Annotated in this window: 12 protein-coding genes and 1 pseudogene; 10 read left to right on the forward strand and 3 right to left on the reverse strand. The window is 63.5% G+C overall.

The annotated features are described in order from the left end of the window. Both VGP39_RS11905 and VGP39_RS11910 read right to left on the reverse strand, forming a co-directional pair. A pseudogene (locus VGP39_RS11905) lies at positions 1-717 on the reverse strand (histidine kinase); the annotation flags it as partial. Between the two features lie 51 nt (positions 718-768). Further along, the gene (locus VGP39_RS11910; protein WP_414644648.1) at positions 769-1761 is read right to left on the reverse strand and encodes a TRAP transporter substrate-binding protein; all 993 of its coding nucleotides are present in this window, start codon (positions 1759-1761) and stop codon (positions 769-771) included. 202 nt (positions 1762-1963) lie between these two features. Here VGP39_RS11910 and ugpB point away from each other — a divergent pair, with 202 nt between their 5' ends. The 10 genes from ugpB (at position 1964) to VGP39_RS11960 (ending at position 12633) form a co-directional block, all read left to right on the forward strand. Beyond that, a complete protein-coding gene (gene ugpB / locus VGP39_RS11915; RefSeq protein WP_327568310.1) occupies positions 1964-3289 on the forward strand; it encodes a sn-glycerol-3-phosphate ABC transporter substrate-binding protein UgpB in 1326 nt (441 codons plus the stop codon). 240 nt (positions 3290-3529) lie between these two features. Then, complete coding sequence (locus VGP39_RS11920; RefSeq protein WP_327568311.1) at positions 3530-5149, forward strand: ABC transporter substrate-binding protein; 1620 nt, start codon at positions 3530-3532, stop codon at positions 5147-5149. 216 nt (positions 5150-5365) lie between these two features. After that, the gene (locus tag VGP39_RS11925; protein WP_327568312.1) at positions 5366-6379 is read left to right on the forward strand and encodes an ABC transporter permease; all 1014 of its coding nucleotides are present in this window, start codon (positions 5366-5368) and stop codon (positions 6377-6379) included. Beyond that, positions 6376-7275 (forward strand): ABC transporter permease, encoded by a 900-nt coding sequence (locus VGP39_RS11930; protein ID WP_327568313.1) that lies wholly within the window; start codon positions 6376-6378, stop codon positions 7273-7275. The genes VGP39_RS11925 and VGP39_RS11930 overlap by 4 nt, the downstream gene beginning before the upstream one ends. A gap of 175 nt (positions 7276-7450) precedes the next feature. Then, complete coding sequence (locus tag VGP39_RS11935; RefSeq protein ID WP_327568314.1) at positions 7451-9235, forward strand: ABC transporter ATP-binding protein; 1785 nt, start codon at positions 7451-7453, stop codon at positions 9233-9235. 143 nt (positions 9236-9378) lie between these two features. Further along, positions 9379-9564 (forward strand): DUF4089 domain-containing protein, encoded by a 186-nt coding sequence (locus VGP39_RS11940; RefSeq protein WP_327568315.1) that lies wholly within the window; start codon positions 9379-9381, stop codon positions 9562-9564. A gap of 28 nt (positions 9565-9592) precedes the next feature. Then, on the forward strand, positions 9593-10969 hold the full coding sequence (locus VGP39_RS11945; protein ID WP_327568349.1) for an AtzE family amidohydrolase: 1377 nt from the start codon (positions 9593-9595) through the stop codon (positions 10967-10969). 2 nt (positions 10970-10971) lie between these two features. Then, positions 10972-11370 (forward strand): oxalurate catabolism protein HpxZ, encoded by a 399-nt coding sequence (gene hpxZ, locus VGP39_RS11950; protein ID WP_327568316.1) that lies wholly within the window; start codon positions 10972-10974, stop codon positions 11368-11370. Then, on the forward strand, positions 11367-12101 hold the full coding sequence (locus VGP39_RS11955) for a GntR family transcriptional regulator (protein WP_327568317.1): 735 nt from the start codon (positions 11367-11369) through the stop codon (positions 12099-12101). The genes hpxZ and VGP39_RS11955 overlap by 4 nt, the downstream gene beginning before the upstream one ends. A 136-nt stretch (positions 12102-12237) precedes the next feature. Further along, on the forward strand, positions 12238-12633 hold the full coding sequence (locus VGP39_RS11960; RefSeq protein WP_327568318.1) for a hypothetical protein: 396 nt from the start codon (positions 12238-12240) through the stop codon (positions 12631-12633). A 107-nt stretch (positions 12634-12740) separates the two neighbouring features. Here VGP39_RS11960 and atzF read toward each other — a convergent pair whose 3' ends face one another. After that, positions 12741-14546: an allophanate hydrolase gene (gene atzF, locus VGP39_RS11965; protein ID WP_327568319.1), complete on the reverse strand. Its 1806-nt coding sequence runs from the start codon at positions 14544-14546 to the stop codon at positions 12741-12743.

Genomic DNA, 14546 nt, shown 5'->3' on the forward strand with positions numbered 1-14546 from the left:
CTTCAATCGCTGCAGCGCCAGGCGCTGCAGGTCATTGTCGGCAAGGTCGCTCATCACCGGGATGGTTTTCTCGATCGTCTCGGTATTTCTGCGCGCGTCCTCCGCGGAATTGGTCGACACCGAGAGATAATAGGCATTGGCCGCCACCAGCATCGCTGTAAACGCCTCGCGGGATTTTCCGAGCGAGGGCCAGATCAGCGCATCGCGGTGCCCGGTCGCACCCTCGATGATCGAATAGAGCCCGGCCATGTCCTTGGCGGGCCTTAGAACGTCGTCTTCGTAGGTTTTCGAAATCGTCGCCTGGACGGCCCGCAGTTCGCCAAAGCCGTTGAGGAACCGCTCGGTGACGCGCTCCAGTTCCTCCACCGATCCGGACAGCATCGGGTCGGTGGACGCGCGCGTGGTCAGGGTGCCGAGCACGGCTTCGCGCAGCAGCAGGATCTCCGCAAACAGTTCGGGGCTGGGCTGGTTGATATAACGATGGATCAGATTCTGCAGGCGGCCGGTTTCGCTCTCCAGCAGTGCCAGGATTTTATCCGATTCGCGAACCTGCCGCACGTCGTCCCAGGCGGACCCCAGAACCTGTGCGCCGCTCCAGATCATGCCGGCGAGCACCAGCACGACCAAAGAATTCAGCCCGGCAATCGACAGAATTCGCCAGCGGATCGGAACCGAACGGACCAGGCCGACGACGCCGACGCGGCTGCGCGCCGCCAGGCTCGCCGGCCGTTCCGTGGCTTCGTCCTGCTGTGCTGTCACCAAGCCAACTCACTCCACCTTACGAATTCGTTCGATCAATTTGGCGGCTATCGGATCGCGCTGGGCTTTGGCGTAGATGCCCGCCATGGCGGTCTCGAACGGCTTGCGGTCGAAATCGGTCACCAGGGTCACGCCGGCAGCTTCCGCCTGCCGGCGCGAGCGTTGCTCGAGGTCTTTCCATTTCGCGCGCATGAACAGGTTGGACTGCAGCGCCGCGTCGCGAAAAAGTTTCCGGTCATCCGCCGACAAACTCTCCCAGGCCTTTTTCGACATCACCAGCACTTCCGGGCTCATGGTGTGCTCGGTGAGGGTGTAATAGCCCGCGAATTTATAGTGATCGGTGGTGACAAAGGATGGCCAGTTGTTCTCCGCGCCGTCGATCAGCTTTGTTGCAAGTCCGGTGATGACTTGTCCATAGGGAAGCTGGACGGGTTCCGCACCCAGCGCCCGGACCATATCCGACATTAGCTCGGATTGCTGCACGCGGAGCCGCAGGCCCTTGATATCGGCGAGGGTGCGGACTGGCCGGACGCTGTTGTAGATCGAGCGCGCCCCGGAATCGTAGAATGCCAGGCCGACAAATCCATAAGGTTCGAAGCTGTTCAGGATTTCGTTGCCGATCGGTCCGTCCAGCACCTTCTGCAGATGCTCCACGGAGCGAAACAGGAACGGCATCGCCAGCACATTCATCGCCGGCACGAAATTGCCGATCAACGCCCCGTTGGTGCGATTGAGGTCGATCGCGCCAACGCGGGTCTGCTCGATGGTTTCCTTTTCCTCGCCGAGCTGGCGGGAATGAAAGACGCGAATCTGGTCGCGGCCGCCGCTTCGCTCGGCGATCACGCTGCTCATGAAGCGCAGCGCCTGCACGGTCGGGTAGTCTTCGGCCTGGGTATCGGCCGCGCGAAATTCCCGCGCCACCGCGCTCGCCGCCGCGACGCTTAACGACAGCGCGGTCACGATGGCTACGATCCGCTGAACGGCGCGGCAGAACACAGGCAGAATCCCCCTAGGGTTGAGTCGACTTTCCAGTGAAAAGGTTCACAACAATCTAGCAGAACGGAACCAGACATGGCTATCCGGGGCCGGTTGTGGTGCAAGGGATCCGGATTGTGCGACGTGAAGCCGGTTTTCCGGATTGTATCCGCCGGCGCGGGGTCTTAAGAGGAGCGCGCAACGTCGTGGATCAGTTCGGAATCGTGTTGTGAAATCGGCTTTCAGATTTTCCGTGCTCGTTGCGGCCGCAATTGCGCTGGTCGCGGCCTCGCCCGCGCGCGCGGCCACCGAGATCGCATGGTGGCATGCGATGTCGGGCGAACTCGGCCGCCAGCTCGAAAAGCTCGCCGCGGATTTCAACGCAACGCAAGCCGAATACCGCATCGTTCCGAGCTTCAAAGGCAATTACACCGAGACGGTGACGGCCGCGATCTTTGCATTCCGCTCGCGTGGCCAGCCGGCCATCGTGCAGGTCAACGAAATCGCCACCGCCACCATGATGGCCGCGAAGGGCGCTACCTATCCGGTTTTCGAATTGATGCGGGACGAAGCCGAAGCGTTTTCCCCGACCGCCTATCTGCCTGCCGTTGCCGGCTACTACACCGACATCGCCGGCAACATGCTGTCGTTCCCGTTTAACGCTTCGACTCCGATCCTCTACTATAACAAGGACCTGTTCCGCGCCGCCGGCCTCGACCCGGATGTGGCGCCGAAGACCTGGCCCGAGGTCGGCGCCGCGGCGAAGCGGCTGCGCGCCGCCGGTGCTGCTTGCGGCTTCACCACGGCATGGCCGTCGTGGATCCACATCGAGAATTTTTCCGCGTTCCACAATCTGCCGATCGCCACCAAGGCCAACGGCCTTGGCGGGCTCGATGCCGTGCTGACGTTCAACAATCCGCTGACGGTTCGCAATATCGCACAGCTTGCGGACTGGCAGACCACGAAAGTGTTCGACTATAGCGGCCGCGCCACCTCGGCGGAGCCGCGGTTCCCGAAGGGCGAATGCGGAATCTTCATCGGTTCGTCGGCGACGCGCGCCGATATCCGCGCCAATTCGAAATTCGAGATCGGCTACGGCATGCTGCCGTACTGGCCCGACGTCGAAGGCGCGCCGCAGAACACCATCATCGGCGGCGCGACCCTATGGGTGCTGCGGGATCGGCCGCGCGATGAATACAAGGGCGTTGCGAAATTCTTCGCGTTCCTGTCGAGGCCGGAGGTTCAGGCCTCATGGCATCAGAACACCGGCTATCTGCCGATCACCCGCGCGGCGTTCGACCTGGCGCGCGCGCAAGGATTTTATGATCGCAATCCGGGCATGGCGATTTCGATCGAGCAGATCACGCTGAAAATGCCGACCGAGAATTCGAAGGGGCTGCGGCTCGGATCCTTCGTCTTGATCCGCGACGTGATCGACGACGAACTGGAGCAGGCTTTCAGCGGCAGGAAATCCGCGCAGGTGGCGCTGGATTCCGCCATCGAGCGCGGCAACCGGTTGCTGCGCCAGTTCGAACGCGCCAATCCGGATCGATAGATCCCGATATCGGGTTCCCGCCCAAGAAGCAGGCGCTAAAGATATTTGCACCTTAGATAGGCAATGACGCCTCTTTGTATGCAATGCAACGAGGCTCATTGAGAGCCGGCCAGCGCTCCTTCGCCTGAAAAAATACTAGAAGGGTCAATGCCTTATGACGTTCTTAAGCTTTCGGTAAGTTTTGGCACAAACCTTGCGATGCCTGCTCCCAAGGCCGTTTCCCTCGGGTTGGAGCATCACATGAAACGTCGCGACTTTCTGAAATCGGTATCCGGGCTGGCTGCCGGGGCCATGGTGCCTGCGCCGGCGATCTGGTCGGCCGCCAAGGCGGACGCCCGATCCGAGACCCTTTTGATCGTCTCCGAAGGCGGCCCCAACAATCTCGATATCCATGGCATCGGCACCAATGTGCCGGGCTATGAGGTGTCGTGGAATTGCTATGACCGCCTGATCAGCCACGAGATGAAAAGCGGTCCCGGCGGCGTGCCGTATTACGACCGCGACAAGTTCAAGCCCGAACTCGCCGAAGACATGAATGTCGGCGACATGTCGGCGACCTTCAAGCTGAAGAAGAATGCGAAATTTCACGACGGCGCGCCGGTAACGGCAAAAGACGTAAAATGGTCGCTCGACCGCGCCGTCAGCGTCGGCGGATTTCCAACGTTTCAGATGAGCGCCGGCTCGCTCACAAAACCGGAACAGTTCGTCATCGTCGACGACAGCACGGTGCGGGTCGACTTTGCCAAGAAAGACCGCCTGACGATTCCCGACCTCGCGGTGATCGTGCCCTGCGTGGTCAATTCCGAACTGGTGAAGAAGAACGCATCCGAAAAGGATCCGTGGGGTCTCGAATACACCAAGCAGCAAACCGCCGGCTCCGGCGCCTACAGAGTGACGAAATGGACCGCCGGCACTGAAGTGATCATGGAGCGCAACGACGAGTGGGTCGGCGGTCCGATGCCGAAGATCAGGCGCGTGATCTGGCGCATGGTGCCGCAGGCCGGCAACCGCCGCGCGCTGCTGGAGCGCGGCGATGCGGATATCTCCTATGAATTGCCGTACAAGGATTTCCAGGAACTCAAGGCCGCCGGCAAGCTCGACATCGTGTCGCTGCCGTTCTCCAACGGCATCCAGTATATCGGCATGAACGTCACCAGGCCGCCGTTCGACAATCCGAAGGTGCGCCAGGCGGTGGCTTACGCCATTCCGTATCAGAAGATCATGGATGTGGTGCTGTTTGGCCTCGCCAATCCGATGTTCGGCGCGGCGGCGACCAAAACAACTGACGTGGCGTGGCCGCAGCCGACCAAGTTTTCCACCGACATGAACAAGGCCAAGGCGCTGATGGCCGAGGCCGGCTATCCCAACGGTTTTGAGACCACGATTTCATTCGACCTGAATTTCGCCGGGGTCAACGAGCCGCTTTGCGTGCTGGTGCAGGAGAGCCTTGGCCAGATCGGCATCAAGACCACCATCAACAAGATACCGGGCGCCAACTGGCGCACCGAGTTGAACAAGAAAGAGATGCCGCTCTACACCAACGTATTCTCGGGCTGGCTCGATTACCCCGAATACTTCTTCTACTGGTGCTATCACGGCAACAATTCCGTGTTCAACACCATGAGCTACAAATCGCCGGAGATGGACAGACTGATCGACGGCGCGCGCGCCGCGGCGTCATCGGGCGACATGCCGACTTACGATACCGACGTAAAAGGTTTCGTCGATCTCGCCTTCAACGACATTCCCCGCATCCCGCTGTACCAGCCCTTCGTCAACGTCGCGATGCAGAAGAACGTCTCCGGTTATCAATACTGGTTCCACCGCCGCCTCGACTACCGCGCGCTGGTGAAGGCGTAAGCGCGTGACGATGTTGCTCGCAGCATCGGCAACGCACTCATCCGTCGTCCCCGCGAAGGCGGGGACCCATACGCCGTGCCCTCTCGTTTTGGCAGTGTGGTCGAAGCCTTCCTTAGTCACGGAGGCCAGGGGTTATGGGTCCCCGCCGGAGCCTGTCATCGGGCCGGCCGAAGGCCGGACCCGTTGGCGGGGACGACTCGTGGAGACGCCACGGCCATGCTGACCATGATCGGAAAGCGGCTGATGTTCGCGATCCCGAGCCTGATCGGGGTCGTGATCGTGACGTTCCTGCTGACCCGCGCGCTGCCCGGCGATCCCGCGGCGTATTTTGCGGGACCGGCGGCCACCAAGGAAGCGGTCGAGCAGATCCGCAAGAAACTTGGCCTCGACAAGCCGCTGATCGAACAGTTTTTTCGCTACACCACCGATCTCTCCCATGGCGATTTCGGCAATTCGCTGACCACCGGCCAGCCGGTCGCGACCGAAATCCGCAACCGCCTGCCGGCGTCCGCCGAACTGACGCTGCTCGGCCTCATCGTCTCGGTCGGAATCGCGATCCCGCTCGGCATTCTAGCCGCCACCAAACCGGGCTCGTGGATCGACCACCTCTGCCGGGTGACGACGACGGCCGGTGTCTCGCTGCCGGTGTTCTTCACCGGCCTGGTGCTGGTCTATATTTTCTATTTCAAGCTCGGCTGGTCGCCGGCGCCGCTGGGGCGGCTCGACGTGTTTTACAGTGCACCGCCGGCGGTGACCGGCTTCTACCTGATCGACGCCCTGATCGCCCGCGATTTCGAGACGTTTCGCTCCGCGCTCAGCCAGCTGATCCTGCCGGCGATGACGCTGGCGATCTTCTCGCTGGCGCCGATCGCGCGCATGACCCGCGCCTCGATGCTGGCCGTGCTGGCGTCGGATTTCGTGCGTACCGCGCGCGCCAGCGGCCTGTCGCCGGGCACGGTGATCGTCACCTACGCCTTCCGCAACGCGATGCTTCCCGTCATCACCACGCTCAGCATGGTGTTCTCCTTCCTGCTCGGCGCCAATGTGCTGGTGGAAAAGGTGTTCGCCTGGCCCGGCATCGGCTCCTACGCGGTGGAAGCGCTGATCTCCTCGGATTTCGCGCCGGTGCAAGGCTTCGTGCTGACCATGGCGGTAATGTACGTGCTGCTCAATCTCATGATCGACATTCTCTATGGCGTGATTGATCCAAGAGTGAGGCTGGAAGGATGAGCATTGTCGCTCCGCCACTGGCCGAAATAGTACCCGCTCGCACCTCGGGTCTTACCGCGATCTTCGAGCACACCCGCTATGTGCTCGGCGAAAACCGCGTCACCGCGTTCGCGTTCGGGCTTCTTATCGTGATCGTATTCGCGGCGCTGTTCGGCCCCTACATCGTTCCCTATGATCCGCTGGCGTCCGATACCGCGGCGGCGCTGAAACCGCCGTCGGCGGCGCACTGGTTCGGCACCGATCAGTTGGGGCGCGATATTTTCAGCCGCGTCATCGTCGCGACCCGGCTCGACACCTTCATCGCGGTGGCATCGGTCGTGCTGGTATTCCTGATGGGCGGCCTTGCCGGCATCGCGGCCGGCTATTTCGGCGGCTGGACCGACCGCGTCGTCGGGCGGATCGCCGACACCATCATGGCCTTTCCGCTGTTCGTGCTGGCGATGGGCATCGTCGCGGCGCTCGGCAACACCGTGCAGAACATCATTATCGCCACCGCGATCGTGAACTTCCCGCTCTACGCCCGTGTCGCCCGCGCCGAGGCCAATGTGCGCCGCGAGGCCGGCTTCGTGCAGGCGGCGCGGCTGTCGGGCAACGGCGAATTCCGCATCCTGCTGGTGCATATCCTGCCCAACATCATGCCGATCATGATCGTGCAGATGTCGCTGACCATGGGATACGCGATCCTCAATGCCGCCGGACTATCCTTCATCGGCCTCGGCGTGCGGCCGCCGACCGCCGAATGGGGCATCATGGTCGCCGAAGGCGCCGGCTTCATGGTGTCGGGCGAATGGTGGATCGCGCTGTTTCCCGGCCTCGCGCTGATGATCGCGGTGTTCTGCTTCAACCTGCTCGGCGACGGCCTGCGCGACATCGTCGACCCGCAGCGGCGGACGTGATGATGGAATTCAGCGCGCGCAAAACTCGCTGCGTCGTCCCCGCGAAGGCGGGGACCCATACGCCGTGTCGTTTCGTTTTGGCAATGCGGCAAACGTCTTCCTTCATCATCGACGCCAGGGGCTATGGCTCCCCGCCTTCGCGGGGACGACGCGAGGAGAGTAGGGAGGCGCGAACATGACCGCCCAGCCGCTGCTCGACGTGCATGATCTCACCGTGGAATTCGCCACCAGGCGCGGCATCGTGAAAGCCGTGCAGCACATCAATTTCAGCGTCGCCAAAGGCGAGACGCTCGGCATTGTCGGCGAATCCGGCTCCGGCAAGTCGGTGACCTCCTACGCGGTGATGCGGATTCTCGACCGCGCCGGCAAGATCGCCGAGGGGTCGGTGATGTTCTCCGGCATCGACGTCAAGGGCGCGACCGAAGACCAGATGCGCGACCTGCGCGGCCGCGAAATCTCGATGATCTTCCAGAACCCACGCGCGGCGCTCAATCCGATCCGCAAAGTCGGCGACCAGATCGAGGACGTGCTGCGCCAGCACGTGCAGCAGGCCACCACCAACGACCGCGGCGAGAAGGCGATCGAGGCGCTGGAAGCGGTCAAGATCGCGCGGCCGCGTGAGCGCTACCATGCCTATCCGTTCGAACTCTCGGGCGGCATGTGCCAGCGCGTGGTGATCGCGCTGGCGCTGGCCTGCAACCCCCAGCTTCTGATCGCCGACGAGCCGACCACCGGCCTCGACGTCACCACGCAAAAGGCGGTGATGGATCTGATCGTTGAACTCACAAAGCGCCGCGGCATGTCGACCATCCTGATCACCCACGATCTCGGCCTCGCCGCGGCCTATTGCGACCGCGTCGTGGTGATGGAGAAGGGCCGCGTGGTCGAAACCGCGCTGTCGGCCGATATTTTTGCCAGGCCGAAGTATGCATATACCAAGAAGCTGATGCGCGCGACGCCGCGGCTCGGGGTCTCCTTGCGTGACCTGCTGCCGGAGGACGAAGCCAAAGCCGTCATGGCCGGGCTTGACCCGGCCATCCATCCATCTTCGCAAGACTCCTTTTCAGAAGCGATGGACCCCCGGGTCAAGCCCGGGGGCGACGCTTCTACAAGCAGCGAAGCTAAGCCCCTCCTCGTCGTCGAAAAGCTGGTGAAAGAATATCCGCGCCAAGGCGGGGCCGCGGTGCTGACAAAACTGTTTTCGCGCAAGCCGCCGGTCGAGCTTGAGCAATTCCGCGCCGTCGATGGCATCAGCTTCAGCGTGGGGTACGGCGAGAGCGTCGGCCTGGTCGGCGAATCCGGCTGCGGCAAGTCGACGACCTCGATGATGGTGATGCGGCTGCTCGACCAGACCTCGGGCCGCATCGTGTTCGACGGCGACGAGATCGGCGGCATCCTGCCAAACGCTTTCGCGCGGCTGCCCTTGCGCAAGAGTATCCAGATGGTGTTCCAGGATCCGACCGACAGCCTCAATCCGCGGTTCACCGCCGCGCGCGCCATCGCCGACCCGATCATGCAGCTCGGCGACGTCAAGGGGCGCGAGGCGTTGCGCGCCCGCTGCGAGGAACTGGCCGGGCTGGTCGGCCTGCCGGTCAACCTGCTGGATCGCTTCCCCCATCAATTATCCGGCGGCCAGAAGGCCCGCGTCGGCATTGCCCGCGCCATCGCGCTGCACCCCAAGCTCGTGGTTCTCGATGAGCCGACCGCGGCGCTCGATGTCTCGGTGCAGGCGCTGGTGCTGAACCTGCTGCAGGACCTTAAAACTTCGATGGGAATGAGCTATCTGTTCGTGTCGCACGATTTGAATGTGGTACGGCTGTTGTGCGATCGTGTCATTGTCATGCGGTCGGGCCGGATCGTGGAGCAGGGCTCGTCCGAGAGCGTGTTGGGTAATCCGCAGGATGCCTATACAAAAGAACTGCTAACGGCGATTCCGCATCCGCCGCTGCCGGTTCACTAGCGGGAGATCGTCATTGCGAGCGCAGCGAAGCAATCCAGAAGCCCGTCCCTTTCCTCCCCCGCTTGCGGGGGAGGGTTAGGGTGGGGGGATTGCTTCGTCGCAAGAGCTCCTCGCAATGACGGCGCACAGAAACAGGATTTGAAATGAGTTCATCCGATCCGCTTGACGAGTATATCGACGCCGCCTCCAAGGCGCTGGCGCTTCCGATCGAGAGTGCCTGGAAGCCGGCGGTGCGTGCCAATCTCGAAGTGTCGCTGAGACTGGCGCGGCTGGTCGACGAATTTCCGCTGCCCGATGAAACCGAGGCGGCCAGTGTCTTTGCAGCCTGACATCGCCGTGCAAACGGGCGGCGACTGGCTGCCGGCTTCGGAAATCGCCCACGCGGTTTTGGCGCGGAAGATGTCCGCGCTTGCCGCGACCGACGCGGCGCTGGCGCGGATCGCCAGACACGATCCGGTGCTGAACTCTTTTACCGATGTCCTCGTCGACCGCGCGCGAGCGAGGGCGCGCGCCATCGACGCTGCCATCGCCGCAGGGAAAAATCCCGGGCCGCTTGCGGGCGTGCCGTTTGCGGTAAAAAACCTGTTCGACGTGCAGGGCCTGCCGACCCGCGCCGGATCGAAGATCAACCGCGATCTTAAGCCGTCGCCGCGCGATGCCACGCTGGTCGAGCGCATGGAAGCCGCCGGCGCGGTGCTGGTCGGCGCGCTCAATATGGGCGAATACGCCTACGACTTTACCGGCGAAAACGTGCACGACGGTCCGTCGCGCAATCCGCACGACACGACACGGATGACCGGCGGCTCGTCCGGTGGCTCCGGGGGCGCGGTCGGCGGCGGGTTGGTGCCGCTGGCGCTGGGCTCTGACACCAACGGCTCGATCCGGGTGCCGTCGTCGTTCTGCGGCATTTTTGGTTTGAAGCCGACCTATGGCCGGCTGTCGCGGGCGCGCTCGTTTCCGTTTGTATCGAGCCTCGATCATCTCGGCCCGTTCGCGCGCAGCGTCGATGATCTGGCGCTGGCCTATGACGCCATGCAGGGTCCCGATGCGGATGATGCGGCCTGCACCACGCGACCGATCGAGCCTGTGAGCGCGCTGCTGGCGCAGGACATCGGCGGACTCCGCATCGCCATCGCCGGCGGATACTTTCAGAAGAATGTTTTCCCGGAAGCGAAAGAGGCCGTCGCCCGGGTCGCAAAAGCACTCGGCATCACGCGCGTGATCGAAATCCCCGAGGCGGGGCGCGCCCGCGCCGCGGCCTATGTCATCACCACCGTCGAGGGCGCGTCGCTGCATCTCGACCGCCTACGCAAGCGGCCGAATGATTTCGATCCGGCGGTGCGTGACCGGCTGATCGCCGGCGCGATGGTTCCCGCGCCGTTCGTGGACAGGGCGCAAAAATTCCGCCGCTGGTATCGCGCGCAGATGCTGGAGCTTTTCAAGTCGGTCGACGTCATCATCGCGCCGGCGACGCCCTGTGTCGCGCCAAAACTCGGGCAGCAAACCTTCGTGCTCGACGGCGTCGAGTTGCCGGTGCGCGCCAATATCGGCATCCACACCCAGCCGATTTCCTTTATCGGCCTGCCGGTGGTGGCGGTGCCGGTTCCGCTCGATCCGATGCCGATCGGGGTGCAGATCATCGCCGCCCCCTGGCGCGAAGAACTCGCGCTGCGCGTCGCCTATGCGCTGGAGCGCATGGGCGTCGTTGCGGCGCCGCGGTCGAAAGGATTTTGAGAATGGACGTCGATCTTCCCGATGTGCTCGCCGAGGTGACCGCGCAGTTCGCCCGCTACGAGGCGGCGCTGGTCTCGAATGACGTTGCCGTGCTCGATGAGTTGTTCCACGCCGACAAACGATCGCTGCGTTACGGCGTCGGCGAAAATCTCTATGGCTATGACGAGATCATGGCGTTTCGCGCCGCGCGCTCGCCGGTGGGACTTGGACGCAGGACCGCGCGGACGCTGATCACCACCTATGGCCGTGATGCCGCCGTGGCATCGACGCTGTTTTACCGCGAGCAGCTCGCCGGCAAGGTCGGACGGCAGATGCAGACATGGATACGCTTTCCGGAAGGCTGGCGTATCGTCGCAGCCCATGTCAGCATCATCAACGAACCGCCGGATCAGAAGACATGAGTCTGGACGATCTTCCGGCCGACGCTTTGTCTCGTCCGCTTGCTCGCGTGGAGGTGGTCAGTCGCGTCGACCGCGCCTCGGCCGTGCCGGGCAAGATCACCCGCGCGGAAGAACTGCGGCTGCAGCTCGCCGACGAGATCGTGCGCGGCGCGCTGCCGCCGGGCGCCGCGTTGGACGAAACCGAGATCGCGCAGCGCTTCCATGTGTCGCGCACGCCGGTGCGCGAGGCGCTGCGCCAGCTTGCCGCCTCGGGCCTGGTCGATGCCCGGGCGCACCGCGGCGCCGTGGTGGCGCGGCCGTCGCCCGATCGCCTCACCGGCATGTTCGAGGCGATGGCGGAATTGGAAGCGCTGTGCGCCGGCCTTGCCGCCGAACGCATGCCGGCGGCGGAGCGACAGGCGCTGGAGGCCGTGCACGAGGAATTGCGCGTGCTGAGCTATGCCGGCAATCCGGAGCGGTTTCACGAGGTCAACGAGCGCTTTCACAACGCGATCTATGCAGGCTCGCAGAACGGCTACATCGCCGAGATGACGCTGGCGACGCGGGTGCGGGTGCAGCCGTTCCGCCGCGCCCAGTTCCGCAATCTCGGCCGGCTGGCAAAATCGCATCTCGAGCATGACCGCGTGGTGGTGGCGATCATGCGCGGCGACCGCGTCGGCGCAGCTGCTGCGATGCGCGCCCATATCGAACTGGTGCGCGGCGAATACGAGCTTTACGCGGTGTCGGTGTAAAGGTTTTGGCCTCGTAAGCGCGGTGTCGCTTCGGGGTCCGGTTAACCCTTTCCGGCACCTGAACAATCCAAGATCGCATAAAAGACAAATTGATTCTCCAAGCTGCATTTTTGCAATGCTTGGCGGGAGGAATTCAATGGCCTTTCAATACGCAGCAAAAGTTATTTGCGGGATCAATCGAGAGTCAGGAAAGCTTGCCCACGGCGTCTATGAGACCGTCGTCAATATTCACAGTCCGAACAGGGATGTGACGGGATTCAGATTCAAACTTGCGCTCGCCGGTGAAATGAGGGATGGCGTCATTTCGCCATTTCGCGACGCAAGAATTCTACCCGATGCCGCGCAGTTTTTCAGCTGTAACGACCTGCACAGACTATTCAACATTCCCGCGGCGACCGTCATCGACGGCTTCTTCGTCATCGAGAGCAAGGAGCCGCTCGATGTGATCGCCGTCTACACCACGAACGACATCGCTGGAAATGGCGTGCCGGCAATCGAGGTCGAACGGGTCTTCGAGCGAGTGCTCGCGTAACTTCGTTTCCAGAACAACGCTCATGGGTGGCCGCGTCGGTTCTGCCGCCGGGGCCTTGCGATATCGAGATGATGCGCGGCGAAGGAGCTACGTGGTGCCGGCGTGGGTCACTTCGCAGGTACCGCGGCCTCCGCCATGAAGGCGCGCCAGCCACCGAACTCGGATATGTCGCGCGCGCCGTCGATGGCGGCGGGTTCGACCAGAAAACCCTTTACGCCGTTGCCGTCGGCCAGTCGGATCGTGCCGATCGACAGCGGCGGCGGTATAGCGGCGACGAATTTTCCGAATGCCGGCGCAGACAGCGCCCATACCTCAAGCTGGATCGACGACCCCGAACCAGCCTTGACTCGCAGCATGCCCGGCTTCGGCGGCGTGGTGCCTTTCAGCGCATAGAGCTTGTAGTCCGGCGCAGTCGCGATGGCTTGCAGCAGGCGGCCGCCCAGCGCTTTCAATTCGCCGTTCAGCGCCATGCCGCTCAGATGCGCGCCGACTACGGCAATGGCGATCTCGTCGCCGCTCAAACCCGTGGGCAAGGGTGCGAGCGGCGGCTGCGGCAAATTGCGGCCGCCCATCGCAAGCCCAGTGTCGGCATGAAATACGCGGCCCAGGCTCGCCAGCTGCGCGTCGTGTCCGGCGGGCGCCAGCAGCGTAATCCCGAACGGGATGTCGTCCGATCGAATCGACGCCGGCAGCGCGAGGCCGCAGAGGTCGAGCAAATTGACGAAATTGGTGTAGGTGCCGAGCCGGCTGTTGAGCTCGATCGGATTGGCCAGCACCTGCGCGGTCGAGTAGGCGGTCGGCGCGGTCGGCAGCACCAGCGCGTCGATAGGGGCAAAAGCACGCCCGGCGATGCGGTGCAGCGCCTGCAGCCGGTACAGCGCGGCAAAAGTGTCCGCCGCCGTCGGGCGCGAACCTGCCGCCGTGATCTCGCGCGTTACGGGGTGAATCGCATCCGGCGAGGAGGCCAGCAGGTTGCGGATCACCAGATAACGCTCGGCGACCCACGGGCCTTCATAGAGCAGCCGCGCCGTCTCATAGAACGGTTCGAGGTCGCATTCGACCAGCGTTGCGCCGAGCGCGGTCCAGCGCGCCACGGCGTCGCCGTAAGCCTTCTCCGCGGCCTTGTCGCCGAAGAAAATCAGTTGGCCGCGGCGGGGCACGCCGAGCCTGAGCTGGCCCGGAAGCGCGTTCATCGACCCCAGCGGCCGGTCACGCGAGAACGGATCGGCGCCGTCGGGGCCGGCCATCGCGGCCAGCGCCGTCATCGCGTCGTCGACGGTCAGCGCAAAGATCGACACGCAGTCCAGCGTGCGGCAGGCCGGCACCACGCCGGCGGTCGAGACCAGTCCGAGGCTCGGCTTCAGTCCGACGATGTTGTTGAGCATGGCCGGCACGCGGCCGGAGCCGGCGGTATCTGTGCCGAGCGCCAGCGGCACCAGTCCGGTGGATACTGCCACCGCCGATCCCGAACTCGATCCGCCCGGAATGAGATCGCCGCGCATCGGATTGTTCGGAACGCCATAGGGCGAACGCACGCCGACCAGGCCGGTGGCGAACTGGTCAAGGTTGGTCTTGCCGATCACGATGGCGCCGGCCGCGCGCAGTTTTGCGACCGAGGTGGCATCGAAGGCCGGCGAATACGCAAAGGCAGGGCAGGCGGCGGTGGTGGGCAAGCCGAGGACGTCGATATTGTCCTTCACCGCGACCGGAACGCCATAGAGCGGAAGCTGCGTGGCATCCTTCTTCGACAATGCTTCCGCTTCGGCCAGCGCGTCGGCTTCATCACGCAGGCTGATGAAGACTGCCGGGTCGTTGTGATCGCGGATACGCTGAAAACTGCGCGCCACGGTCCGCACAGGCGACATTGCGCCCGCGCGGTGCGCCGCGACCATCGCAGCGACCGTTTCCGTCAC

It is taken from the genome of Bradyrhizobium sp., assembly GCF_036009065.1.
GTDB lineage: Bacteria > Pseudomonadota > Alphaproteobacteria > Rhizobiales > Xanthobacteraceae > Bradyrhizobium.

What these genes read in the sequence shown, in the direction of transcription:
- VGP39_RS11920 (WP_327568311.1), top strand. Translation starts at nt 3,530, where the DNA reads ATGAAACGTCGCGACTTTCTGAAATCGGTATCCGGGCTGGCTGCCGGG.
- VGP39_RS11955 (WP_327568317.1), top strand. Translation starts at nt 11,367, where the DNA reads ATGAGTCTGGACGATCTTCCGGCCGACGCTTTGTCTCGTCCGCTTGCT.
- VGP39_RS11925 (WP_327568312.1), top strand. Translation starts at nt 5,366, where the DNA reads ATGCTGACCATGATCGGAAAGCGGCTGATGTTCGCGATCCCGAGCCTG.
- VGP39_RS11960 (WP_327568318.1), top strand. Translation starts at nt 12,238, where the DNA reads ATGGCCTTTCAATACGCAGCAAAAGTTATTTGCGGGATCAATCGAGAG.
- VGP39_RS11930 (WP_327568313.1), top strand. Translation starts at nt 6,376, where the DNA reads ATGAGCATTGTCGCTCCGCCACTGGCCGAAATAGTACCCGCTCGCACC.
- hpxZ (WP_327568316.1), top strand. Translation starts at nt 10,972, where the DNA reads ATGGACGTCGATCTTCCCGATGTGCTCGCCGAGGTGACCGCGCAGTTC.
- VGP39_RS11935 (WP_327568314.1), top strand. Translation starts at nt 7,451, where the DNA reads ATGACCGCCCAGCCGCTGCTCGACGTGCATGATCTCACCGTGGAATTC.
- VGP39_RS11940 (WP_327568315.1), top strand. Translation starts at nt 9,379, where the DNA reads ATGAGTTCATCCGATCCGCTTGACGAGTATATCGACGCCGCCTCCAAG.